Genomic DNA, 23,004 nt, shown 5'->3' on the forward strand with positions numbered 1-23,004 from the left:
TTGGATTCTCCCATTCGTAAATCTTTTGATTGCTGACTGGTTTACTCTTCTGTGCTACGCCGCCGCCGACGTGGCTTTTGTTGTTGGTCTTCACGCAAGCGGCGACCAACTTCGTTAAAGAAATCTCGCCGTAAATAAGGATAATCGCTAACCCACAGGTCACGGCTAGGAAAGTATATATCGCTGAATTCTTCAATAATGCTCAAATCTGGGCGATTTGACATCACTACCATTTCTGCAATTTGACCGCGAGTTATAACTTTGTAGGCAGGACGTAATGGTGCTACAAACTCAATGCTAAATCCTGTCTCATCTCCCACCTCTAAATTAATCTGTTTTTCTCGGTTTTCTACAATCACCAATTCGCCTTTGCTGTTGACTGTTTCGGTTTTACCCATCAATTGGTCTGTAATCCACCAATCTAGCACTCGACCACGGAAAAAGCCGCCATACTTATAACGGCGGCATTGCAAATTCCGCATACTTGCTTGAAACACTGGATACCACAGCCAAAAAAAAGCGCTAATTACTCCCAGCACAAATACTATTGAAGCAAACTCTAGCTTAAAAATGACTATTGCAAGCAATATTACAACTACGGCTACTACAGAAATTAACAGTCGTTGCAAAAAATTTGAGAACTTCCCCCAGTAGTACTTGTACTGCAAACCAGTGGCGATTAGAGGGATAACTTGTTCAAATTTCTGGCGAGTCAGTGGTACTAACATGAGTGATGAATGAGCAATAATGTGTTTAAAGTATCTTTTCTAATCCATATACTAACGACTTTAGCGCTAAGATTTTACGAATCGCTAGTAGCACTCCTGGCATATAACAAGCGCGATCGCTCGTATCATGTCGTAAAGTATAAATCTGTCCTGCTGCGCCAAAAATAACTTCTTGATGAGCAATCAATCCTGGCAAGCGGACGCTATGAATTCTGATTCCTTCATCTGCTATACTGCCTCTGGCTCCTGCTAATTTCTCCGTTTCTTCTACAAGAGCAGGGTTAAAAGTTTTACCCAATTCTCCTAATAACTGCGCCGTTTGAATGGCAGTACCACTAGGAGCATCAGCTTTTTGGTTGTGATGTAGTTCGATAATTTCCACATGGTCAAAATATTTTGAGGCTGCGATCGCGGCTTGTTGCAATAGCACCATGCCAATGGAAAAATTAGGAATAATTAGACAACCAGTGCTAGCTTTATCAGCAAAGTCTGCCAAGTCTTGAATTTGTTCGGGACTTAACCCAGTGGTGCCGACTACAGGACGAATACCGTAGGCGATCGCACTACGAATATTGTCATAAACTGAATCGGGATGAGTAAAGTCTACAATCACCCCCGGAGGAGACTGTCTGTCGCCAGCCACATACCCCAACATCGGTTCTAATTGATTGGTAATTGGTACTTCCAGGGGTTCGCTTAAACCCGCCAACTCTCCAGCGTCTTTATCTTGATGTTCTAAACTGTGGTCAATAGCACCCACTAGGTTTAAGTCTGGCGCTTGCGCTACTGCCTTAATCACCTCACGGCCCATTTTACCAGCAGCACCGTTGACAATAACCGGGATAGGAGCTTGATTCGTCATAGGTCGAGAAATATTTTTTGAGGTAACAAAGGAATTGTAAAGACTTTAGTGATCTAGTAGCTAGCTTCTCAAATCTCTGGCTTAATTCCAACTACCTTGATTTATGCAGTTAACCTCTCAGTTTTTCTACTCTCTACAGTAGATGGATTCTCATGTTCATCTCATTATCTTAGCCAGCAACTATTGTATTTTCGCTACTTCATCTACCACACCTTCAAAAATAATCTCATACTGTCGCTGATAAGTAATTCTTATGAATTATATTAGTCTTTTTTTGTCAAGTCCAATTGACTATTTGTAATATTGTTGTTATATTTATTTACATAACTTAGCAAAGACCAAACTTAACTATATAACTGGTGTTAGCTAAGAAAAAAAGATTTCGGCATCGGTATATCCCATCGACATTTGGAATTCTCCCATCTACCTCGGCTATCAAGTCGGGGTTTTTTGTGTTTTTAATTAGCTCTTTTATTTAGTCATTTTTGAGATGACTTGAGCTATTAGCCGTAGGTTTCTAACCTATGGCGGGTAATGGTTCAAGCGCGAGATTGGAGATTACGTTTTTGAATAATTGTGAAATCTCGGCTGATGGCGGGTAATGGTTCCGGCGCATTACGTTTTTGAATAATTGTGGAATCTTGGCTTGATAACAAGTCCGCCTCAGAATGAATTCTGAGGCTAATAGCTCAAGTCAGCTTAAGCTGACTATGGTTTAATGAACGTGAAGATTAATGAAATTCATGGGTTTAGCTGCGTGAGTTTTGGCCCATCATCTTCATGATTATGCAGTTCCAAAGACGAAATTGTAGTTCCATTGGAATGATGCGCTTTTTGATTCTCTACATACACAACAGCTTGCTCAAGTTGTTTGCTTCCCATTGAAAAAACGCCATATCCCCGTTGCCAACCAAACAAATCTTGTGAGGGCAATAGATGATTGAGATGATGAGCGCTACTGCCTTTAAGATTTTGGACAAAATCAGAGATAGAAAATCTCGGTGGTATGGAAGCCACTAAATGGATGTGGTTTTCTATTCCATTCACAGCATGGATAATGCTACCAAGTGCATTGGCTTTGCCAATGATGTAACTATAAAGTTGGGTTTCGCGTTCAGGGGTAATTAGTGGCTGGCGCTCTTTTGTCGCCCAAACAAGATGATAGTAAAGTCGCCACAGAGCCATGTATGTGCTGTTTTTGGTGCAATTTACTGTATCTAGTATTCCCAGAATCGTTAAAAATCTTCCAGTCAGCTTGAGCTGACTTGAGCTATTAGCCTTGGAATTCATTCCGAGGCGGGTAAGGTTGCAACTTTACAAAAGTTCGGTAGCTCCAAATCATCCTTTCTTCAAATTAAGGCATGATTTGCTCCTCTTCCTTAAAATCTTCTAGTCAGCTTGAGCTGACTTGAGCTATCAGCCTTGGAATTTATTCCGAGGCGGGTAGGGTTACAACTTTACAAGAGTTCAGTAGCTCCAAATCATCTTCTCTTCAAATTAAGGGATGATTTGTTTGTCTCCTGCTTCGCAATATAATGCCTCATCCGAAGCGTGCCGGTTGGTGGGAGAATAATAACGAGAAATGATACAAGCCTGGTGTTGTCTCCAGCCCAAAGGAATCTGTAAAAATGTGGAAACGAATTATATTAATTTTGCTATTGGTGTTGAGCTTCAGCCTGAGTAATTCTGATGTAGCGGCAGCATCTGGACTCAAAAGCTTTGTAGACACTAATGATGGCTATCAGTTTTTATATCCTAACGGCTGGCTGCAAGTTAAAGTTGCCAACGGCCCAGATGTCGTTTTCCACGATTTGATTGAGGTGTCTGAAAATGTTTCTGTTGTGATTAGCCCAGTTCCAGAAGGCAAAACTTTGTCAGAATTGGGAACCCCAACAGAAGTGGGATATAAGTTGGGAAAAGCAGCTCTTGCGCCTCCTGACTCTGGTCGTTCAGCTGAATTAATCAATGCTGCACAGCGAGAAGTAGACGGTAAAATCTACTACCTTTTAGAGTATGAGGTTAAACTCCCCAATCAACAGGAACGACACAACATCGCCAGTGTCGCTGTTAGCCGTGGTAAAGTTTTTACCCTCAACACCTCAATTCCTGAGAAACGCTGGCCGAGAGTTAAACGAATGATTGATGAGGTTGTCAATTCTTTTACTGTTTATTAATTGGGGAGTAGAGAATGGGGAAGATGCAGGGGAGCAGGGAGCAGAGAGCAAGGGAGAAAGATTTTCCCATCTGCCCTCTTCTCCGCCGCTCTCCTTCTTTTTAATGCCCAATGCCCTATGGTCTATTCCCAATTAAGAAGTTTGTCGGAAATATCATGAAAATTCCACCTTTTGTACTTGCCTCAGCTTCCCCAGCCCGACGCCGCTTGCTACAAACTGTTGGTATTGAACCGATAGTTCGCGCAAGTGATTTTGATGAATCGCAAATTGAATTAAGTGAACCAGCAGAATTGGTCAAAACTCTTGCCCAATACAAGGCACAAACTGTAGCCCCACAGTTTGAATCGGCTTTGATTATGGGTTGTGATTCGGTTTTGTTCATGAATGGTGAAATTTACGGCAAACCACCAGACACAACTGATGCGATCGCTCGTTGGCAGATAATGCAGGGTAACTTTGGCGACTTGTACACAGGTCACGCCTTAATTGACTTATCCCAAAATCAGACTATAGTCAAGTCTCAAGTCACAAGAGTTTACTTTACCCAAATGAGCGATCGCGCCATTCAAGCTTACGTTGCCACAGGTGAACCCCTGAAGTGTGCTGGAGCCTTTGCAATTGAAGGTTTTGGTAGTTTCTTCGTCGAAAAAATTGAAGGCTGTCACACTAACGTAATTGGACTCAGTTTACCCCTGCTACGGCACATGCTAGGAGAACTAGGATACGATGCTACTGATTTCTGGCAATAGTCATTTGCTCAATGCCCAATGCCCAATGACTAATAACTAAATTGCCTGATATTGAGTATTGCCTCTCCATGATCAGGAATCCAGGCTAGCCACTCATCTGCTGAAACCGGACACAATAAAAGTGCTTCGTCAAAACTAAAGGGATTAGGAAGTTGCAAAAGCTTCACCCAAGTAGAAGCTGTTAACTGCTGCAAACCTTCCAAATTCTGTCTTTTTGGTTGGACAGCAAAATCTGGTTTACGAGAATCTAGTTTCATAGCTTTCTATTAGCCTTTACGAATGGGCTAATCCAAAATTAATTCTGTAACCTAGACTACAAAATAAATAATCCTTCTGAAAAGTATCTGTCTTATAAATTTACGTTGGCTGGGTGCAAGTGTTTGCTTATATTGCAGACCACAACAGCTATGGCACAACAGGTTGTAGACTGGCCACTAGATCGCATTCCCAACTAGAATATGTCATTTACTTCTATGCCCTCGCTGCGTGAGCAACAACATCCCCTAATTCGTCAGCTAGCTGATTGTATTGAGGCAGCTTGGCATCAGCACTTGGATCTATCGCCATACCATTTGCCTGATGAGTTGGGGTATGTGGAAGGTAGACTAGAAGGGGAAAAACTGACAATTGAAAACCGTTGCTATCAAACACCACAGTTCCGAAAAATGCACTTGGAACTGGCAAAAATCGGAAATATGCTGGATATTTTGCACTGCGTGATGTTTCCCCGTCCAGAATATAACCTGCCGATGTTTGGTTGCGATTTAGTTGGAGGTAGAGGGCAAATTAGTGCAGCGATCGCAGACCTTTCTCCGATCCAATTAGGGCGCACCTTACCAGAATCTTATACTTCTGCGCTGACACAGCTAAAAGTGCTTAACTTTTCCCAACCCCGTGAATTACCTGAATGGGGAGATATTTTTTCAGATTTTTGCATCTTTGTGCGCCCCAGTTCCCCAGAAGAAGAAACAATATTTCTCTCGCGGGTGCGAGAATTTTTAGATATTCACTGCACCCAAGCGATCGCCTCACATCCTGTTTCATCTGAACAAGTTACACAAAATCTCGCCGGACAACACAACTACTGCACCAAACAGCAGCAAAACGATAAAACCCGCCGCGTACTAGAAAAAGCCTTTGGCCCAGCTTGGGCAGAAAATTACATGACTACAGTTCTATTTGATCTCCCTACTTAATCATCCCCTCATCTCCCCCATCTGTAGGCTCTGTTACGTTTTCGCGTAACGGATAAATGTAGAATTCATTCAACGAGAGTTTAATGGAGTCCCAAAACAGCAACAGGGAGAATAGTAAGGTCTTTGAAGCAAATATCACAAAATGGTTTGTTGTCTTGGTAGGTAGTGCAAGAAACTAGCCCTGCTAAGTCATTGACCAGAAAGTTAAGGTAACTCTAATGTTAAAAATGCTCAAGTTGACAGATATTTTTTAGTTAATTAATCCTTGATTCACTTAAGGAAGACTAACTTTTGTACCAAGATTGTATCCAGCAAAGGTAACAGTCTATTTTTGACGTTTTTTTTCAATTTTGTGACTAACTATAGCCGTAGTGAATGTAGCAGTATACCGCATCATACCAATTTGGGATTTTGTGTGGAGGTACGATACATCGCGTCTCTACATCTAGATTCATACTGCTTGTGAATTTTGCTAACGTCCATTGTACTCATGCCTCAATAATACTCAGATAGGACTTACGCAAAATAATGAAAAAACGAACCGCCAAGGTCGCCAAGGACGCGGAGAAATAAGAGTTTTAGAGAGTTATTGCGTAAGTCCTGTCAGAGTTATTGAATAGCCAGCTACTATAGCGTTTCTCAGTATCAACATAGACTTAACAAGAACAGCCTCTCTTAAGAGCTAGCGTTGGGAAGTCAGACTCAAAGCCTCTCTCCTTTTAGGAGCTACAGTGTACACGCAAGTCTTTTAAAGTTGCTGTGTAACGTAGGGTGGGTTAATTTTTGTAGGTCGATGCAACAAAGGTGCGAGTCGACACAACAAAAGTGCAGAACGATGCAACAAAGGTGCGAGTCGATACAACAAAGGTGCAGAGCGATGCAACAAAGGTGCGAGTCAATATAACAAAAGTGCGAGTCGATACAACCAAAGTGCAGAGCGATGCAACAAAGGTGCAGGTCGATGCAAGAGACTTGTGTGTACACCGTAGCCTTTTAGGAGAGGAATGGAAGTGAGGCCAAAATGTATTACATACAAACAAGAAGCACTATAGAAAACACCATTTTCTAAAACCATAGTGTTAAGCGTTCATCACGCGATGGATTTTAAGCCATACCCAGCTTTAAACCACTGTTGTTTGTCCTAAGCGGCTGGCTGTTGATTAAAAACCTTTTTATTTTTACTTCCATCAGCACAATTCAGGTAAATGGGCAACATACTATGTCAAGGGTGACTGAAAAGCCAAAGCCAAGTGAGCAGGCATTTAATCAAGAACAACCTAAGATTTGGTGGGGTATCGCTGTAGCCGTGCCAATAGTAATTGCGGCTGGCATACTAGGTACAGCTAAAATCGAACAGCTGAGAAAACTAACTACATCTGCCCCCGTAATGCCAGCTACTAATAGCATTAGTGCTGTCGGGCGTTTGGAACCGCGAGGCGAAGTTGTTAAATTGTCCGCCCCATCATCAGGATTAGCACCATCGTCACGAATTCAACAACTTTTAGTGAGAGAGGGTGAACAGGTAAAGCAAGGCCAAATTATCGCAATTTTGGATAACCGCGATACCCAAATAGCCGGACTACAAGAGGCAAAAGCCAAAGTGCAAGAAGCCCGTGCCAATTTAGCGCAAGTCAAAGCGGGATCTCCAAGAGATATTCAAGCCCAAAGAGCAGTTATAGCTCGCCTACAAGCGCAGTTAATTGGGGAAAGGAGTGCAGGGCAAGCAACGATCGCGCGGATTGCAGCTCAGTTAAGTGGTGATAAACTTGTCCAACAAGCAACCGTGAATCGCTTAGAAGCTGAACTCAGTGGGCAAAGAGATGCTCTCAGGGCAACGCTTACACGTATTAAAGCTGAACAGCGCAATGCTCAAGTCGATGCCGGACGCTATGATTATTTATACAAAGAAGGCGCTATTTCTCAGCAAGAGCGGGATAGAAGACGCTTGAGTGCAGTAACTTCTAATCAACAGGTGGCGGAAAGCCAAGCTACGCTAAAGCAAACATTGGCAACTCTACGACAGCAACTTGCCGAAGCCAGAGCTACCCAAATACAAAATTTAGCAACTTTGCAACAGCAGCTAATCGAAGCCAAAGTTAACCGTGATAAAACCGTAGCAACTTTGCAAAGACAAATTGATGAAGAAAAGGCCAAACTGAGCAGAATTTTAGAGGTTAGTCCTACTGATGTGCAAGTGGCGCAAGCCCAAGTTAGTAATGCGATCGCAAATATCAGAAAAGCCGAAGCAGAACTAAAGTTAAGCTACGTTCAAGCACCAATCGCAGGAGAGATTTTAAAGATATACACCAAATCAGGCGAAGCGATCGGTGCAAATGGCATTGCTGAAATTGGACAAACCAACCAAATGTTTGTGATTGCTGAAGTCGCCGAAGATAGTATTGGTAAAGTGCGTGTTGGTCAAAACGCCACTATCAGCAGCGATAATGGAGCATTTAGCGGCGAATTAAAGGGAACTGTAACTGAAATTGGCAGAAAAATTGGTAAAAAAGATGTGCTGAATACAGATCCAGCAGCAGATGTGGATGCCAGAGTCGTAGAAGTTAAAATTGCTCTGTCTCCAGAAGATAGCCAGAAAGTTTCTGGTTTAACTTACGCCAAAGTTGTTGTCGATATTAATAACTAATCAAGTTCTTGGCGAGCAGTAATACCAATTTGTTATTTGATAACTTTGATTACAAATGCTCTTAATTAAACTGCCTAATCAATTTTCAGCATTCTATAAATTCGATCCGAGCGTAATTACGAGCTACGAATTATCTTAACTGTGCTTGGATGCATATAAAATGAGTCAAAAAATACCTCTGTCGTGGCTACAACTGACAAGAGAAAAAACTCGCCTAGCTGTGGCTTTAGCAGGAATTGCTTTCGCTGATATTCTAATGTTTATGCAACTCGGTTTCCGGGATGCTTTGTATTATAGTAACGTTCGATTCCATAACAGCTTACAGGGTGATATTGTTTTAATTAACAGTCAATCTAATGCTGTTCTGGCGATGAGGAGCTTTTCTCAAAGACGGTTATATAAAGCTTTAGAATTACCCGCAGTCCAATCAGTACATCCGATATATTTAGACTTTACAATTTGGAAAAATCCTGTAACAGGCCGCCCTCGTAGTATCCTGATATTTGGAATGAACCCAGAAACTAACCTAGTTGATTTACCTGGAGTTCAAGAGAATTTAGATAAACTTAAACTACCTGATGTAGTTCTATTTGACCGTTCTTCTAGAGTGGAGTATGGACCAATTGCTGCTAATTATGAACAAGGTAAAACCGTAACCGCAGAAGTGCGAAGGCGGCGAATTAAAGTCGGAGGACTATTTACATTAGGTGCATCATTTGGCGCCGATGGTAATTTAATTACAAGTGATATTAACTTTCTGCGGATATTCAGCAATCGTCAAAAAGGATTAATTGATATTGGACTAATTAGATTAAAACCAGGAGCTAATGCTAACGTTGTTGCCGAAGAATTACGAAAATATTTACCGAGTGAAGTAAATGTGTTAACTAAAGAAGAATTTATTGAGTTTGAGCGAAACTATTGGGCAAATAGTACAGCTATTGGGTTTATTTTTACATTAGGGACTGTCATGGGTTTCATTGTGGGGACTGTGATAGTTTATCAAATACTTTATACAGAAGTTGCAGATCATTTAGCTGAATACGCTACTCTCAAAGCAATAGGTTACACACAAAAATATTTATTGACAGTCATTCTTCAAGAGGCTTTGTTGTTAGCAATTTTAGGATATTTTCCTGGAATAATATTTTCTTTATTTATGTATAACACCGCCAGAAATGCGACACTCTTACCAGTTTTTATGAGTTTTGATCGGGCGGTAATGGTGTTGATATTAACTATGTTAATGTGCATTGTTTCTGGTGCGATCGCAGTCCGCAAATTAAGTTCTGCCGATCCAGCAGATATATTTTAATTAAGTTAATATTAATTAAAATTAACTATTAATAATAATACTTTATAATCAATAGTTAAGAAAGCTTGATTTTTGATAGGCACTACATTTACTTTTCAAAAACGTTAACTTGTAACTAATAAAATTATGAGAGAAAAAGAACCTGTAATTGCCATTAAAAATCTCAATCACTACTATGGCAAAGGGGCGCTGAGAAAACAGATATTATTTGACATCAACCTAGAAATTTATCCAGGTGAAATTGTAATTATGACCGGGCCATCAGGTTCAGGTAAAACAACATTACTGAGCTTAATTGGTGGTTTACGGTCTGTACAAGAAGGAAGTTTAAAATTTTTAGGTGAAGAACTTGTTGGCGTCAGTCAAAACAAACTGGTGCAGATGCGGCGTAACATTGGTTATATTTTCCAAGCTCACAATTTGCTAGGGTTCTTGACAGCAAAGCAAAATGTGCAAATGGCTGTAGAATTGAATGATAATATTTCTAAAACAGAAGCAGTAGCTAAATCAAAAGCCATGCTAGGGTCTGTTGGTCTAGAAGAACGAGTTGATTACTACCCAGATAATCTTTCTGGTGGACAGAAACAAAGAATTGCGATCGCTCGCGCCTTAGTAAATCGTCCCCCACTGGTGCTAGCAGACGAACCGACAGCAGCATTAGATAAACAATCAGGACGCGATGTTGTAGAAATAATGCAGAGTTTAGCCAAAAATCAGGGAACTACTATCTTATTAGTGACACACGACAATCGCATTTTAGATATAGCCGATCGCATCGTAGAAATGGAAGATGGTCTTTTAACCCGTAATTCTCCCAATGCGGTTATTCAGCCATGATTTTAGTCATTAGTCATTTGTCCTTTGTGAATGACTAATGATTAATGACTAATGACCAATGACTAATAACAACCATAATTTATTGTCTAGCCGAGCCTGATTTTTTCATTCCAGGTTGACTTGGCAAAGTTGGAGCATTTGGTTGGCGACTAGTACGAAAAGTCACATTCACGCCTTCATTTGATTGTTCTAGCACCAGTAGAGGCGTAGGTTTAGCCTTTTGATCCCAATGCATACTAGCAATCCGACCTTGAATTGTTGGTTGCCAACTATCCTCATTTTCTATGGGGCTTAGGTAAGTTTCTATACAGTCAATAATTTGACTAATAGTTGCAGAAGTCGCCTGCGTTGGTAACTTCATTAACCGGATTTGAATCCGAAATAGTACTTTTTTAGCACTGTTCGGTGGAGTACCAGTTTCATACTCTACATCAAAAATTTCATCTACTTGTCGTCCAGCGCTATTAGCAATTCCGACTGAGCCAAGTTGTGCTTGATTTGGACGCAGGGCTTGAGTAACTTTTTCTTTAATCTGAATCTTTATTTGATTAAGGATTGCAAAATGAAAAACCTCTTCTGCCATCCGCATACGCAGGTAATCCAGGTTAAAGTCTCGTGAGTTGACCAAATCAGGATTAGTTTCCATTTTGCGAATCGTTTCCAGCGCCAGCTTAAATTTTTTCTCTAATTCTCGCGCGCGGAATTGTTCAAACTTAAGTTTTTTCTCCAGCTTATCCTTCTGGAGCTTACTATACACAATCAAAGCAATCACCGCTAAAGCCAGCCCTCCTGAAGATACCAACAATAATGGTGGTATTTGAGGATTACTTGCTGGCACTTCCTGGGATGCTTTTTTAGGCTTTCCTGAGGTTTGGGCAAGAAATATCGAAGTGGACATGGTTGGAAACTGAAAAACTTGACTCCTGATGTTTAGGATGCCCAAATCTTCAATGCCATCTTGCTGTATGATTAATATTTTTTACAGCCTTTTACAAACCACCTATGTCCAGACACCAAAGCATCCTTGCCCTGTCTGAGTTTTCATCTAAAAGCTTTAGTAATATTCGTCTGATAGCCACAGATATGGATGGCACTCTGACTAAACGAGGAAAATTTACTCCTGCACTCTTGCAAGCTTTAGAGGATTTAGCGGCAGCCGACATTAAGGTGATGATTGTCACAGGACGTTCTGCTGGGTGGGTGAATGGATTGAGTAGTTTGATGCCAGTGGCAGGTGCGATGGCAGAAAATGGTGGTTTGTACTTTCCGCCTGGAAACCAGAAACCAGTAGTCTTAACACCCATTCTCGATTTAGTTAAACATCGCCAGCACTTGGCTACGACTTTTGAAAATTTACAAACTAAATTTCCCCAAATCCAAGAATCTGCTGATAATCGCTTTCGCATCACCGATTGGACTTTTGATGTAGCTGGTTTGCATCAAGAGGAACTACAAATCCTAGAGAATCTCTGTCAACAAATGGGTTGGGGATTTACCTATAGTAACGTGCAGTGCCACATTAAACCCCAAGGGCAAGATAAAGCTGTAGGATTGTTGCAAGTATTGCGCGAATATTTGCCCCAGTACTTACCAGAACAAATTGTCACTGTTGGTGATAGTCCCAATGATGAAAGCTTATTTGATCCGCGTTATTTTCCTATTTCTGTAGGCGTGGCAAACGTGCTGGAATATGTGAATAAGTTGAAATATCTCCCTACTTATATTACTAACGCTGCCGAAGGCGAAGGATTTTGTGAGTTATCTAGTTATATTTTGAAAAGCTTGCACATCTCAAGTTAGCCAGAAGTAGAGTTATTCTACTGATGACACCCTCTGTTTATCCCAAGGGAAACTAAACTGTTCTGGTGACTTTTTCCCTTTGCCTTTATTCTTTATTGATGCCAATTTTGAAGATAAGCGATCACCTTTCCTCTATTTCTCAATAAACTTCATCATGAGTGCCAATATCGATTAGCACGATCATGTCCTCATATTCATCAGGATTTAGCTTAAATGTGTAGATAATACGGCAATCATACTCAACCCAACAAGCCCACAATCCCTCTAAATCACCTTTTAATTTATGTGATTTTAAACTAGGCACAAATGGATCAGTTACAAGTAATTCCAAGACCTCAAAAATTGTTTCTTCTAAGCGAGGGTTTTTCCGAATAACTCGTTTAAAAGAACGCTTAAAGCTACTATCCCAAACAATAATTCTCATCCTTCACTTAACAAATCAGCCCGCAGATCCTCAAGACTACCATGCTTGGCTGTACCTCTTCTTATTGCCTTCAGGGTTTGTGCTGCATTTGTTGCAATTTCTTTTCGCCGTTGTTCAATGCGTCTTTTAGAAATTAGTTCGAATAGTAAATCTTGCTCTTCGGTTGAAAGAGCTTCTACATATTCAATAACTGCCTGAAAAGATACAGGGTTGCTCATTGACAGTGTTGATATCTTTGAAAAATTCAATACTCTTTAATTTTATACCATTTCTCTATTTATTCTTTATTCGTTCCTCCAGCCATCAATAAACCAATTTCTTCTATCGTCGCCGTCTGTGCATCCAAAATAGCGACAAACTTTCCTCTTATAGATTACGGCAATGCGATCGCTGTTACTAATCAGTAATTTATATTATTTTGATTCTGAATTGCTGAAATCTCATCAGATGTTAAAGTTACCACCTTGCCATTTTGCATAATACTAATTGATTGACCAAGTTTACGATGCCGTTCTATTGCTGCTGCAATTGCGGTTTTAACTCCAGCATTAATTTTACTTGATAAAAGTTCTAATTCTTGATCAGCCATTTTTATCCTCTAATTTGATTCCAAATTCTACTTTCATATACAATAAACTGTTGACTATAGCTATACTCAGCTACTAAGCTAGCATCATTACTAGAGTTATTATAAATAATCTAGCGATCGCACAAAGGTAAATATAAAGAAATTAAATTTACTCTCCCTTGCGTGCGCCCCCACCCATCAATAAACCAATTTCTTCTATCGTCGCCGTTGTGCATCGAAAATAGCGACAAATTCACTTCTGTAGATTACGGCAATGCGAGCGTTTATGCCCATAGCTTCTTCTAATTCAGTAGAAATATGCAAGATTGCGGCATTGCACTCACCTTCTACGCAATAAACGAGCCATAGTCACATGACATCACAACTACCAAACGTTATCAGCAAGACAAGAATCGAGTATTATTGTACACCATACATGAAAACGTTATGGCGTACCCAATTGTTCAGTGGGCGGCGCTATTTTCTCGCCCTCATGTCAACCAACTAGAACTCTTCAGAATATGCTAACCTAGTATGGTTAACTAATCTCGCACATCTGAGAATTCGGGTGTTTCCCAGTTGGGAAATGCACTTGGATGGAGGTTTAACCCGAATCGGAGTTAAAAAATATATGCCAGTAGTTTCATTGGCTCAAATGATGGAGTCAGGGGTTCACTTTGGGCATCAGACCCGGCGTTGGAACCCAAAAATGTCTCCTTACATTTATACTTCCCGCAATGGTGTGCATATTATCGACTTGGTGCAAACTGCCCAGTTGATGGATAATGCCTACAACTACATGCGATCGCACGCAGAACAAGGGAAGAAATTTCTTTTTGTCGGCACCAAGCGCCAAGCAGCTGGAATTATTGCCCAAGAAGCTACCCGTTGTGGTTCCCACTATATTAACCAACGCTGGTTGGGTGGAATGCTGACCAATTGGGCAACCATCAAAACACGGGTAGACCGTCTAAAAGATTTAGAACGCCGTGAAGAAACTGGGGCACTAGATTTATTACCGAAAAAAGAAGCATCAATGCTACGTCGGGAAATGACGAAGCTCCAAAAATATTTGGGCGGCATTAAAACAATGCGGAAAGTACCCGATATCGTGGTGATTGTAGACCAACGTCGGGAATATAACGCAGTTCAAGAATGCCAAAAGCTGAATATTCCCATTGTGTCTATGCTGGATACAAACTGTGACCCAGATGTAGTAGATATCCCCATTCCGGCAAACGACGATGCTATCAGGTCAATTAAGCTGATAGTCGGAAAATTGGCGGATGCCATTTATGAAGGTCGTCACGGTCAGCTTGAGGCTGAAGATGATTACGAAGATTACGACGGCAGTGAGTATGACGATGACTACGAAGAAACCGAATATACTGACGCCGTAATTCCCGACGAAGAAACAGAAGAATAAGTAAAGCAGGGGTGAAGGAAGTATCCGAAGGAGGGTGGTAGCTGGCACAGTAGCAGTAAGCCGCCCTAGCCTGCGGCAAATCGTAGGTTAAGGTAAAGGCGAAAAAACTCATACCTTATAACTTCATTATTTTTTCTACCCCACCCCTGAGTAAGATAGAAATACTCAACACCCGTGAGCGATTACAACTCGAGGTCAAGTTAGGAATTGAGGCAACATGGCGGAAATATCTGCAAAACTCGTCCAAGAGCTACGCCAAAAAACTGGTGCCGGCATGATGGACTGCAAAAAGGCGCTGATAGAGACTAATGGCAACGTAGAAGAAGCCATAGACTGGCTACGGAAAAAAGGCATCTCTAAGGCAGGGGGAAAAAGCGATCGCGTTGCGGCAGAAGGGCTAGTAGACACTTACATTCAGCCCGGTGGTCGAGTGGGTGTACTCATAGAAGTGAACTGCCAAACCGACTTTGTTGCTCGTAACGAGGCTTTTAAAGCTTTAGTTAAGAATCTAGCAAAGCAAGCAGCGACTGCTGATAGTGTTGAGTCTTTGTTGGCTCAACCCTATATTGAGAATGAAAGTGGGACTGTAGAAGAATTCATCAAGCAAACCATTGCCACGCTCGGTGAAAATATCCAAGTGCGTCGCTTTGTCAATTTTGCCTTAGCAGAAGGCACGCAAGGTGTAGTAGACAGCTACATTCATACTGGCGGTCGAGTTGGTGTATTGGTAGAACTGGGTTCTCAAAGTGAGTCGGTGGCTACCAATCAAGAGTTCCAAAACTTGGCACGGAACACTGCAATGCAAGTTGCGGCTTGTCCAAATGTCGAGTATGTCAGCGTAGACCAAATCCCCGCCGAAGTTGCCCAAAAGGAAAAAGATATTGAAATGGGCAAGGATGATTTGGCGAACAAGCCAGATAACATCAAAGAAAAAATTGTTCAGGGACGGATTGAAAAACGCCTGAAAGAATTGACCTTGCTCGATCAACCTTACATTCGCGATCAAAGTATTTCCGTGGAAGACTTGGTGAAGCAAGTGAAGGCGCAATTAGGCGGAGAGATTCAAGTGACCCGCTTTGTCCGCTATATACTGGGCGAAGGCATTGAAAAGCAAGAAATTAGCTTTGCTGATGAAGTCGCCGCACAAATGGGTACTAAGTAATACTTAGTCATTGGTCATTAGTCATTAGTCTTTAGCAAAGACAAAGGACAAATGACTCTTTATTAAACAGGTCAAGCAAATAGCCTGACCTGTATTTTATTAGTAGAGACGCGAAATATCGCATTTAATTTAAAATATAAAATCCTCTGGAAAGTTATCCTAAAATAAATTTGTACATTTGTACTATGTAATAGTTCACATGGGCAAGAACAAAAAGATATGGCAAGAGCAATCGAGCGAATTGAACGGGATATTGCAGGAATAAAAGAAGCGATTCGAGCGATCGCAGTAGAATTACAAAACGCTTATGCTAGTTATTTAAACACCTTGGCGCTAGCTGTACGAAAACAGTTGATTCTGGCAAGTTACCACCTTTGTACTCAGGGGTATCCTGAAAACTTTCTGAATTTATCATTGAATCAGCGTCAGCAATTGCAACAAGCTATCCGCAACTTGGGGCAAGTGGCAGGGGATAAATTGCTTGCTTGTATTCAAAGTCAGGAAGTTGGGGAAGATGATGGGGATGAGGGAGATGAGAAAGTAACATCCTTTTTATCTTCTGGAATTCTGGATACATCTAATTCTCAGTCTTTCACTGCCGACACTTCTAATCCTATAGAACTAGTAAAATGGCAACAGAACTTAGAAGAGGTTACGCAAGAGATACTGAAAAAACTTTCGCATGATGCTAATGTTTTAATACAAAAATCTGGGGTATTACCTAAAAAATTACCAGAACCGATTTTAGCAGCAGCTGCTGCGGCTGCATCAGAAGCATCTGCCGAGGTAATGCCAGGGCCACCCAACTTATTAAACTTAGTAATTGAAATTGAAAATGAGCAGCAGTCAGAAGATTCTGGACTGACGCAAGTTATGGCTATTAACCTGCGAGTAGGAGAAATTGAATTTGCTGATGTGGCACTCTCATCTGAGCGCAGACAAATCCGCAGTATTTTAGTTCAGCTAAACAAGTTAGGACGAGAGTATCAAAAGAAACATCGAGAAAGAGCGATCGCTGAAGCTGAAGCTGCATGGCGTGCTAGTTGGTTTGAGGATTAGTCATTTGTCTTTTGTCCAGAGTCAAATGACTAATGACTAATGACTAATGACTAATGACTAATCACCAATGACTAATGAAAAACCAGATTGGATACGATTGCACAAAGCCTTAGCAATAGAAGCTGAACGCGGCTTTACAGACTTGATGGGCAGAGAATACCGCTTCAGTGAATTTCTTAGCTTGACTTTGGGCAAATTCCCAACAGGCTTGCCCCAAACTGAACGCCGCCGTTGGCAAGGACTAGCGGTGCAATTTGCTAGTTATCCACATCTAGCACTGGAAGAAAGACAACATTTAGTAGCAGAGACTCGTAGGTATCTCTCTCAATTACAGAAAGAAGAGCAGGGGAGCAAGGAATCAGGGGAGCAGGAAAGAATTAATAAATTCAAAATCCAAGTTGCGCTTCCAGCGCACCAAAGGCGCGACCCAAAATCCAAAATCGTTTCTGAGGTGAGTCGGAGGCTTGCACCGAACATTGAGCAAAAACTCAGCGATTTACCAGAAATAGGCTTCAAAAAAGCTGATAATTTAGCACGGCTTGGTTTACACACCGTCCGCGACTTGCTTTTCTACTATCCTCGTGACCATATTGATTATGCGCGTCAGGTGAATATCCGCGAGTTACAAGCGGGTGAGACGGTGACAATAGTGGCTACAGTAAAGCGTTGCAACTGCTTTACTAGCCCTAAAAATCAGAAATTATCAATTTTAGAACTGGTAGTAAAAGATAATAGTGGTCAAATCAAAATTGGTCGTTTTTACGCAGGTACACGTTTTAGCAGTCGCGCTTGGCAAGAAAGTTTAAAACGCCGTTATCCAGTAGGTAGCATTTTGGCGGCGTGTGGGTTGGTAAAAGAAAGTAAATACGGTTTAACACTGGATAATCCAGAACTAGAGGTTTTGGCAAATCCAGGAGATTCGATTGAGTCGTTGAATATTGGGCGAGTAGTACCAATTTATGGACTGACTGAAGGAGTGGTAGCGAATACAGTGCGACAGGCGGTAATAGCTGCTTTACCTGCTGCGGCTAACCTGAAAGACCCTTTGCCAAGTGGTTTGCGACAAAAGTATGGTTTGATGGAATTGAAAGATGCGATCGCTAACATTCATTTTCCTAGTGATAGCGCCGCTCTGCAAGTTGCCCGTCGCCGCCTAGTTTTTGATGAATTTTTCTATCTACAACTCGGCTTACTACAACGTCAACAGCAAGCAAGGGCGATTCAAACTAGCGCCATCCTTGTCCCACGCGGTCAACTTGTAGAGAAGTTCCACGAAATATTGCCTTTTCAACTCACTGGCGCACAGCAACGAGTCCTCAACGACATTCTCAACGATTTACAAAAACCTGTGCCAATGAATCGTTTGGTGCAAGGTGATGTCGGTTCCGGTAAAACGGTTGTCGCCGTATTAGCCATCCTTGCAGCAATTCAATCTGGGTATCAAGCGGCGCTGATGGCTCCCACAGAAGTTTTAGCAGAACAACATTATCGCAAGTTAGTTAGCTGGTTTAACCTCTTGCATTTACCAGTAGAATTATTGACAGGTTCTACTAAAACTGCTAAACGAAGACTAATACATTCTCAGTTAGGAACTGGTGAATTACCTCTGTTAGTGGGAACCCATGCCTTGATTCAAGACCCCGTAAACTTCCATCAACTAGGGTTAGTGGTGATTGATGAGCAACATCGCTTTGGGGTAGAACAACGGGCGCGTTTGCAGCAAAAAGGTAAGCAACCCCATGTGTTAACTATGACAGCTACGCCGATTCCTCGAACGTTGGCACTGACGATACACGGGGATTTGGATGTGAGCCAAATTGATGAGTTACCGCCAGGACGACAAAAGATTCAGACAACAGTGCTATCGGGTCAGCAACGCAACCATGCTTACGACCTCATGCGCCGAGAAATTGCCCAAGGTAGACAAGTTTATGTGGTTTTGCCCTTGGTAGAAGAATCAGAAAAACTGGATCTGCGATCGGCTGTAGATGAGCATCAAAAGTTACAAGAAAGCGTTTTTCCTGACTTTCAAGTAGGGCTGCTACACGGTCGCATGAGTTCAGCCGATAAGGATGAAGCAATTACCAAATTTCGTGATAACCAAACACAAATTTTGGTTTCTACTACCGTTGTTGAAGTTGGTGTAGACGTACCTAATGCCACAGTAATGCTCATTGAAAATGCGGAGCGATTTGGCTTATCGCAACTTCACCAATTGCGGGGGCGTGTTGGTCGTGGTGCAGCTCAGTCTTACTGTTTGTTGATGAGCAGTTCCAGAAGCCCTGATGCTCAACAACGGTTAAAGGTGTTGGAACAATCTCAGGATGGCTTTTTCATCTCTGAAATGGATATGCGTTTTCGTGGGCCTGGGCAAGTACTGGGAACTCGTCAATCAGGAGTGCCAGATTTTACATTGGCAAGTTTGGTTGAAGATGAAGAAGTTTTACTTTTAGCGCGACAAGCAGCAGAGAAAATAATAGAGATGGATGTTACTTTAGAGCGTTGGTATTTGATGAAAGAAGAGTTGAAGTATCGGTATGAGCGATTGATGGGTGGGGCAATTTTGACATAATATATAATAATTCTGAAGTAGAGGACTAACCCGCCTTAACCATCCTCTAACCCGCATAACTCTTTGATTCCCTGTAGCGATCGCTTTGGGGAATTGTGATTTAGTGAGGTTATCTCAGTAGAAAATCGCGTTATTCGTATCAGGTTTGTAGTGCTAGCGATAAAATAATTTAACTATCACGCCGCCCTAAAAACAATATTTATCGGTGTTTGAGGATATTGAATCAAAGGAGAAAGTAAAATTGTAGAAGTTCAACACAAGAAAAATGACTGATACACCCGAATATTTCCCTAACCGGATAGATCGTATTGAACAAATAATCTTGGGGTTGGCACAAAGACAAACTAGTACACAAGAACAATTAGATAATTTAACCATTAGACAAGCTAACACACAGGCACAACTGGATGAACTAAGCCAAGAAATGAGAGAGCTAACCAGTAACGTTGACCGTGTTTTGGGTCTTAGTGCGATTTTGGATGATGTGTTACTTGAATTACGTGATAGCCATGAACAACATCAACGTAATTTTGAAGAACATCAGCGCACCACAAACGCTGCATTACAAAGTCTTGAGTCAATATTGTTGCAGTTGATCAGAAATAATTCTTGAGATGCGATGGTAAGAGTTAACGACCGCAGGTAGCGTGTAAGAGTACCTACGGTCAAACTTAAGTTATTTAGTATCCTCTTTATCCTTAGATGTTTGCAGCAAATAACGTACACCCATAGGCGATACGCTTACAGCTACAGGAATAAAATCAGGGTGTAAAATCGCCCAGTAAGAGAGTTATAGCGGCTAGGACAGCAATAATATTCTTCAAAATATTCATAAAAATCTCTATAAACTTATTAGTACTTTGTCAAATCACTACAAGTATTTAGTAGGCACTATTTATAATTTCAGATTTTTATCTCTAATAAGGGCTGTACAGTCCAAAAGTAGACCAATAGCTCCCTGTCCCAAGAAATAGTTTCCCTAAATTGTGCGATCGCTTTTGAGTGAGCTATTAGACTGTACCTAATATTACTGTTAATAACTTATATAAAAATATACGACAAACCATGTAGCGCCCTTACAACCGATTCATCTGTTGCAAAGTTTTTTGGAAATGGTATTAGACCTAGCTCTGCACTCCTCACTATTCAATCACGATACTTGTTGCATTTCGGCATAAGCTTGATAAACACCTTTCACGTTGTACCAGTTGAGAAAAATTCGGGCAATTTCTAAAGCTAATTGCGGTTTACCTAAATTAATTAGCCATTGCAATAATGGAGCCATTGTGCGTTCATTAACTGCGCCATTGAGTGACAAAATTCCCCAAAGTAAGCGATGCAACCAAGTCATTTGAATCATCATTCGCACTTCCCATGTGGGATGCTTTTGATAAAACAAAACTCCCATACGTCCGCGTTGAATTTCTTGGTCAATCAATCGAGGAATTTGTTCTAATTTAAATGCTGGATGCCAGTGATATCCTACGGCTTCGGGACATTTAATTAGTGTCAAACCTAGTTTTTTCAGCCGTACACCTAATTCTAAATCTTCCCAGCCATAGAGTTGAAAGCTAGTGTCAAAAAGTCCGGCTTTCTCTAGCCAATATTTAGAAATTGCTACATTTCCCGTAGCAAAAAAAGCTGCTGAAAAATCTGTGACTTTGTAGGGTTCAGCAGTTGGGTTATTGAAATTACAAGTATTAATAACTGCACCGTAAGTGAAAAAGCGATCGCTCCCTAATTTCTCCTTTCCCTGCACTAGCGCCTTTGCATGAGCTTGCAAGAAATTTTCCAACACCACTAAATCGCTATCAATAAAGATAATTGTATCTCCCAGTGCCTGTTCTACACCCAGATTCCTCGCCGCAGCCGGGCCAGCATGATCTTGCTCAAACCAGCGCACATGGGGAAACTCCTCTTCGTGTGCTGTTAACCACTCCAATGTGCCATCAGTAGAACCATCATCCACTAAGACAATCTCGTAATCAGTAACCGAACTTAACTGGCTCAACTCCTGTACCTCCAAGGCGCGGAGGCACTTTTCTAAAATCGGTTGGCGATTATAAGTCGGTATCACAACGCTGAAAAACACAGTCTCACCCACAACACAATTTATCTATCTCCAGGATAGGACAGATGCGACGCTGTCACTGTTCCTTACATAATTCTGGTTACGGAATATAGTAAATCTGCCCATGATGCAATATTTGCTGAATACCTAAAATTAGGTATATAAATTTACCACATTTTAAACCTAAAATTATCCCTTTCTCTATGTATGTTAAAGATTATTTAACAGATATAAAGGTATTTATGCTTAATTGATATTATTTTTTTCCAGATTATTTTTCAGTAAATAATAACAGTTTATAAATTCTAATTAATCAGGATATAACCTGTTGTTAATTTTTATTGATTATATTTTAGGACAAGCTTATAAAAATTCATGTATTTAGGTAACTTAAACTGTAAAAAGGTTTTTTAAGTAATGGTTTCACTTCAATGGTGTGGATGTGCGGATGATTCTGTAAAAGTAATTAACAATTACCAAAAAGCAAAAATTTTGTGGATAACAGTAGGTTTACTTACTATTTTTTTTGTTGCTGAGTGGAGTGTAGGTTTATGGAGTCAAAGTTTATCCTTACAAGCAGATGCAGGACATATTCTATCGGATATTACAGCCTTAGCAATATCGCTATTTGCTAGTTTTTTAGCACAGCAACCAGCTAAGGAAAAAGCAACATTTGGACATCAGCGAATCGAAGTTTTAGCAGCATTTTTGAATGGATTAGGTTTACTTGCGATCGCTACTTTTATCATATTGGAAGCTATTCAACGCTGGCAACATCCAGCAGCAATTTTAGGCTTACCAATGTTAGCAATCGCAGTATTAGGTTTAATTGTCAATTTACTCAATATTAATTTGCTTCATCCTCACAGTCACGACGACTTAAACTTACGGGGAGCTTTACTTCATGTCATTGCCGATACTGTTAGTTCTGTTGGCGTAATTATAGCTGCTTTAGTAGTTCATCTTTGGGATTGGTGGTGGGCAGATGTTGCTATTAGTATAGTCGTTGCAATCTTTACGGGTTTGAGTGCTTTACCTTTAGTGCAAGAAAGTTTAAAGATTTTTTTGGAGTATGCACCGGAATCAATAGATCCTGTTGATGTGGAAATATCTCTCAAATCTTTTCCTGGTGTTGTTGAAGTAGAAAAACTCCATATTTGGGCAATTAGCTTAGATAAAGTAATACTTTGCGCCAATCTGACAGTTGAATGTGCAACTATTCAGGAACGCGATCGCTTACTTACTAAGTTGGAAACTCACATCCGAAAAACTTTTAATATTGCTGAGATAACTTTACAGCTAGCTAGCTCTCAAAAACCTTCAGCGTTACCAATTCATCCTTTATTTAACCAAGATTTAGTTTTCATGTTATCTGCAAGTAAAACTAATTTAAACCAAAATCATAGCTAAATTCATA

General features: G+C 40.9%; 23 protein-coding genes and 1 pseudogene. 14 read left to right on the forward strand and 10 right to left on the reverse strand.

All coding sequences use genetic code 11. The annotated features are described in order from the left end of the window. Positions 1–41: 41 nt before the first annotated feature. The 3 genes from RMZ43_RS27480 to tnpA form a co-directional block, all read right to left on the reverse strand. A complete protein-coding gene (locus RMZ43_RS27480; RefSeq protein ID WP_322648684.1) occupies positions 42–728 on the reverse strand; it encodes a phosphate ABC transporter permease in 687 nt (228 codons plus the stop codon). Between the two features lie 25 nt (positions 729–753). After that, entirely contained in the window at positions 754–1,590 is an 837-nt protein-coding gene (gene dapB / locus RMZ43_RS27485) for a 4-hydroxy-tetrahydrodipicolinate reductase (RefSeq protein ID WP_109010055.1), read from the reverse strand. A 741-nt stretch (positions 1,591–2,331) separates the two neighbouring features. Further along, positions 2,332–2,775 (reverse strand): IS200/IS605 family transposase, encoded by a 444-nt coding sequence (gene tnpA / locus RMZ43_RS27490; protein WP_322654366.1) that lies wholly within the window; start codon positions 2,773–2,775, stop codon positions 2,332–2,334. Between the two features lie 443 nt (positions 2,776–3,218). On the opposite strand from tnpA, the gene psbP reads away from it, so the two are divergent. Together psbP and RMZ43_RS27500 are read left to right on the forward strand one after the other, a co-directional pair. Beyond that, positions 3,219–3,764 carry a photosystem II reaction center PsbP gene (gene psbP, locus RMZ43_RS27495; RefSeq protein WP_322654279.1) on the forward strand — a complete coding sequence of 182 codons (546 nt, stop codon included), beginning with the start codon at positions 3,219–3,221 and terminating at the stop codon, positions 3,762–3,764. Positions 3,765–3,919: 155 nt separating this feature from the next. Then, positions 3,920–4,513: a Maf family protein gene (locus RMZ43_RS27500; RefSeq protein WP_322648680.1), complete on the forward strand. Its 594-nt coding sequence runs from the start codon at positions 3,920–3,922 to the stop codon at positions 4,511–4,513. A 29-nt stretch (positions 4,514–4,542) separates the two neighbouring features. Here RMZ43_RS27500 and RMZ43_RS27505 read toward each other — a convergent pair whose 3' ends face one another. Then, on the reverse strand, positions 4,543–4,770 hold the full coding sequence (locus RMZ43_RS27505) for a hypothetical protein (protein WP_322648679.1): 228 nt from the start codon (positions 4,768–4,770) through the stop codon (positions 4,543–4,545). 201 nt (positions 4,771–4,971) lie between these two features. Between RMZ43_RS27505 and RMZ43_RS27510 the strand changes: the two genes are divergently transcribed. The 5 genes from RMZ43_RS27510 to RMZ43_RS27530 all read left to right on the forward strand — a co-directional run bounded on the left by RMZ43_RS27510 (position 4,972) and on the right by RMZ43_RS27530 (position 10,505). Next, the gene (locus RMZ43_RS27510) at positions 4,972–5,709 is read left to right on the forward strand and encodes a phycocyanobilin:ferredoxin oxidoreductase (RefSeq protein ID WP_322654278.1); all 738 of its coding nucleotides are present in this window, start codon (positions 4,972–4,974) and stop codon (positions 5,707–5,709) included. 804 nt (positions 5,710–6,513) lie between these two features. Continuing rightward, the gene (locus RMZ43_RS27515) at positions 6,514–6,723 is read left to right on the forward strand and encodes a hypothetical protein (RefSeq protein ID WP_322654277.1); all 210 of its coding nucleotides are present in this window, start codon (positions 6,514–6,516) and stop codon (positions 6,721–6,723) included. A 205-nt stretch (positions 6,724–6,928) separates the two neighbouring features. Then, the gene (locus RMZ43_RS27520) at positions 6,929–8,353 is read left to right on the forward strand and encodes an HlyD family efflux transporter periplasmic adaptor subunit (RefSeq protein WP_322654276.1); all 1,425 of its coding nucleotides are present in this window, start codon (positions 6,929–6,931) and stop codon (positions 8,351–8,353) included. Positions 8,354–8,513: 160 nt separating this feature from the next. Next, entirely contained in the window at positions 8,514–9,668 is a 1,155-nt protein-coding gene (devC, locus tag RMZ43_RS27525) for an ABC transporter permease DevC (protein ID WP_322654275.1), read from the forward strand. 126 nt (positions 9,669–9,794) lie between these two features. Next, positions 9,795–10,505, forward strand: coding sequence for a DevA family ABC transporter ATP-binding protein (locus tag RMZ43_RS27530; protein WP_322654274.1), 711 nt, complete (start codon positions 9,795–9,797; stop codon positions 10,503–10,505). Positions 10,506–10,584: 79 nt separating this feature from the next. Here the strand turns inward: RMZ43_RS27530 and RMZ43_RS27535 are convergent, their stop codons facing one another. After that, positions 10,585–11,403 carry a hypothetical protein gene (locus tag RMZ43_RS27535; RefSeq protein WP_322654273.1) on the reverse strand — a complete coding sequence of 273 codons (819 nt, stop codon included), beginning with the start codon at positions 11,401–11,403 and terminating at the stop codon, positions 10,585–10,587. Between the two features lie 104 nt (positions 11,404–11,507). Between RMZ43_RS27535 and RMZ43_RS27540 the strand changes: the two genes are divergently transcribed. Then, positions 11,508–12,305, forward strand: coding sequence for an HAD family hydrolase (locus RMZ43_RS27540; protein WP_322654272.1), 798 nt, complete (start codon positions 11,508–11,510; stop codon positions 12,303–12,305). 139 nt (positions 12,306–12,444) lie between these two features. On the opposite strand, the gene RMZ43_RS27545 is transcribed toward RMZ43_RS27540, so the two are convergent. The 4 genes and pseudogenes from RMZ43_RS27545 to RMZ43_RS27560 all read right to left on the reverse strand — a co-directional run. Then, on the reverse strand, positions 12,445–12,729 hold the full coding sequence (locus tag RMZ43_RS27545; protein ID WP_322654271.1) for a type II toxin-antitoxin system RelE/ParE family toxin: 285 nt from the start codon (positions 12,727–12,729) through the stop codon (positions 12,445–12,447). Further along, positions 12,726–12,947, reverse strand: a complete 222-nt coding sequence (locus RMZ43_RS27550; protein ID WP_322654270.1) for a hypothetical protein — start codon at positions 12,945–12,947, stop codon at positions 12,726–12,728. The genes RMZ43_RS27545 and RMZ43_RS27550 overlap by 4 nt, the downstream gene beginning before the upstream one ends. A gap of 182 nt (positions 12,948–13,129) precedes the next feature. Further along, positions 13,130–13,318 (reverse strand): hypothetical protein, encoded by a 189-nt coding sequence (locus RMZ43_RS27555; protein ID WP_322654269.1) that lies wholly within the window; start codon positions 13,316–13,318, stop codon positions 13,130–13,132. Between the two features lie 148 nt (positions 13,319–13,466). Then, positions 13,467–13,645: pseudogene (locus RMZ43_RS27560) on the reverse strand (heme ABC transporter ATP-binding protein); the annotation flags it as partial. A gap of 283 nt (positions 13,646–13,928) precedes the next feature. On the opposite strand from RMZ43_RS27560, the gene rpsB reads away from it, so the two are divergent. From rpsB to RMZ43_RS27585, 5 genes are all read left to right on the forward strand, one after another. Beyond that, the gene (gene rpsB / locus RMZ43_RS27565; RefSeq protein ID WP_322648671.1) at positions 13,929–14,723 is read left to right on the forward strand and encodes a 30S ribosomal protein S2; all 795 of its coding nucleotides are present in this window, start codon (positions 13,929–13,931) and stop codon (positions 14,721–14,723) included. Between the two features lie 217 nt (positions 14,724–14,940). Then, positions 14,941–15,885: a translation elongation factor Ts gene (gene tsf / locus RMZ43_RS27570; RefSeq protein WP_322648670.1), complete on the forward strand. Its 945-nt coding sequence runs from the start codon at positions 14,941–14,943 to the stop codon at positions 15,883–15,885. A gap of 219 nt (positions 15,886–16,104) precedes the next feature. After that, positions 16,105–16,944, forward strand: a complete 840-nt coding sequence (locus RMZ43_RS27575; RefSeq protein WP_322654268.1) for a hypothetical protein — start codon at positions 16,105–16,107, stop codon at positions 16,942–16,944. A 67-nt stretch (positions 16,945–17,011) separates the two neighbouring features. Then, complete coding sequence (recG, locus tag RMZ43_RS27580; protein ID WP_322654267.1) at positions 17,012–19,516, forward strand: ATP-dependent DNA helicase RecG; 2,505 nt, start codon at positions 17,012–17,014, stop codon at positions 19,514–19,516. Positions 19,517–19,781: 265 nt separating this feature from the next. Continuing rightward, positions 19,782–20,129, forward strand: coding sequence for a hypothetical protein (locus RMZ43_RS27585; protein ID WP_322648667.1), 348 nt, complete (start codon positions 19,782–19,784; stop codon positions 20,127–20,129). A 537-nt stretch (positions 20,130–20,666) separates the two neighbouring features. On the opposite strand, the gene RMZ43_RS27590 is transcribed toward RMZ43_RS27585, so the two are convergent. Further along, complete coding sequence (locus RMZ43_RS27590) at positions 20,667–21,608, reverse strand: glycosyltransferase family 2 protein (RefSeq protein WP_428850931.1); 942 nt, start codon at positions 21,606–21,608, stop codon at positions 20,667–20,669. Between the two features lie 396 nt (positions 21,609–22,004). Here RMZ43_RS27590 and RMZ43_RS27595 point away from each other — a divergent pair, with 396 nt between their 5' ends. Next, positions 22,005–22,997, forward strand: a complete 993-nt coding sequence (locus RMZ43_RS27595) for a cation diffusion facilitator family transporter (RefSeq protein ID WP_322654266.1) — start codon at positions 22,005–22,007, stop codon at positions 22,995–22,997. Positions 22,998–23,004 lie beyond the last annotated feature (7 nt).

The sequence above is a fragment of the Nostoc sp. CmiVER01 genome, from assembly GCF_034531135.2.
GTDB lineage: Bacteria > Cyanobacteriota > Cyanobacteriia > Cyanobacteriales > Nostocaceae > Nostoc.

What these genes read in the sequence shown, in the direction of transcription:
- psbP (WP_322654279.1), top strand. Translation starts at nt 3,219, where the DNA reads ATGTGGAAACGAATTATATTAATTTTGCTATTGGTGTTGAGCTTCAGC.
- tsf (WP_322648670.1), top strand. Translation starts at nt 14,941, where the DNA reads ATGGCGGAAATATCTGCAAAACTCGTCCAAGAGCTACGCCAAAAAACT.
- RMZ43_RS27535 (WP_322654273.1), bottom strand. Translation starts at nt 11,403, where the DNA reads ATGTCCACTTCGATATTTCTTGCCCAAACCTCAGGAAAGCCTAAAAAA.
- RMZ43_RS27545 (WP_322654271.1), bottom strand. Translation starts at nt 12,729, where the DNA reads ATGAGAATTATTGTTTGGGATAGTAGCTTTAAGCGTTCTTTTAAACGA.
- devC (WP_322654275.1), top strand. Translation starts at nt 8,514, where the DNA reads ATGAGTCAAAAAATACCTCTGTCGTGGCTACAACTGACAAGAGAAAAA.
- recG (WP_322654267.1), top strand. Translation starts at nt 17,012, where the DNA reads ATGACTAATGAAAAACCAGATTGGATACGATTGCACAAAGCCTTAGCA.
- RMZ43_RS27505 (WP_322648679.1), bottom strand. Translation starts at nt 4,770, where the DNA reads ATGAAACTAGATTCTCGTAAACCAGATTTTGCTGTCCAACCAAAAAGA.
- RMZ43_RS27480 (WP_322648684.1), bottom strand. Translation starts at nt 728, where the DNA reads ATGTTAGTACCACTGACTCGCCAGAAATTTGAACAAGTTATCCCTCTA.
- RMZ43_RS27520 (WP_322654276.1), top strand. Translation starts at nt 6,929, where the DNA reads ATGTCAAGGGTGACTGAAAAGCCAAAGCCAAGTGAGCAGGCATTTAAT.
- RMZ43_RS27510 (WP_322654278.1), top strand. Translation starts at nt 4,972, where the DNA reads ATGTCATTTACTTCTATGCCCTCGCTGCGTGAGCAACAACATCCCCTA.
- RMZ43_RS27555 (WP_322654269.1), bottom strand. Translation starts at nt 13,318, where the DNA reads ATGGCTGATCAAGAATTAGAACTTTTATCAAGTAAAATTAATGCTGGA.
- RMZ43_RS27500 (WP_322648680.1), top strand. Translation starts at nt 3,920, where the DNA reads ATGAAAATTCCACCTTTTGTACTTGCCTCAGCTTCCCCAGCCCGACGC.
- RMZ43_RS27585 (WP_322648667.1), top strand. Translation starts at nt 19,782, where the DNA reads ATGACTGATACACCCGAATATTTCCCTAACCGGATAGATCGTATTGAA.
- RMZ43_RS27595 (WP_322654266.1), top strand. Translation starts at nt 22,005, where the DNA reads ATGGTTTCACTTCAATGGTGTGGATGTGCGGATGATTCTGTAAAAGTA.
- RMZ43_RS27575 (WP_322654268.1), top strand. Translation starts at nt 16,105, where the DNA reads ATGGCAAGAGCAATCGAGCGAATTGAACGGGATATTGCAGGAATAAAA.
- RMZ43_RS27530 (WP_322654274.1), top strand. Translation starts at nt 9,795, where the DNA reads ATGAGAGAAAAAGAACCTGTAATTGCCATTAAAAATCTCAATCACTAC.
- RMZ43_RS27550 (WP_322654270.1), bottom strand. Translation starts at nt 12,947, where the DNA reads ATGAGCAACCCTGTATCTTTTCAGGCAGTTATTGAATATGTAGAAGCT.
- RMZ43_RS27540 (WP_322654272.1), top strand. Translation starts at nt 11,508, where the DNA reads ATGTCCAGACACCAAAGCATCCTTGCCCTGTCTGAGTTTTCATCTAAA.
- rpsB (WP_322648671.1), top strand. Translation starts at nt 13,929, where the DNA reads ATGCCAGTAGTTTCATTGGCTCAAATGATGGAGTCAGGGGTTCACTTT.
- tnpA (WP_322654366.1), bottom strand. Translation starts at nt 2,775, where the DNA reads ATGGCTCTGTGGCGACTTTACTATCATCTTGTTTGGGCGACAAAAGAG.
- dapB (WP_109010055.1), bottom strand. Translation starts at nt 1,590, where the DNA reads ATGACGAATCAAGCTCCTATCCCGGTTATTGTCAACGGTGCTGCTGGT.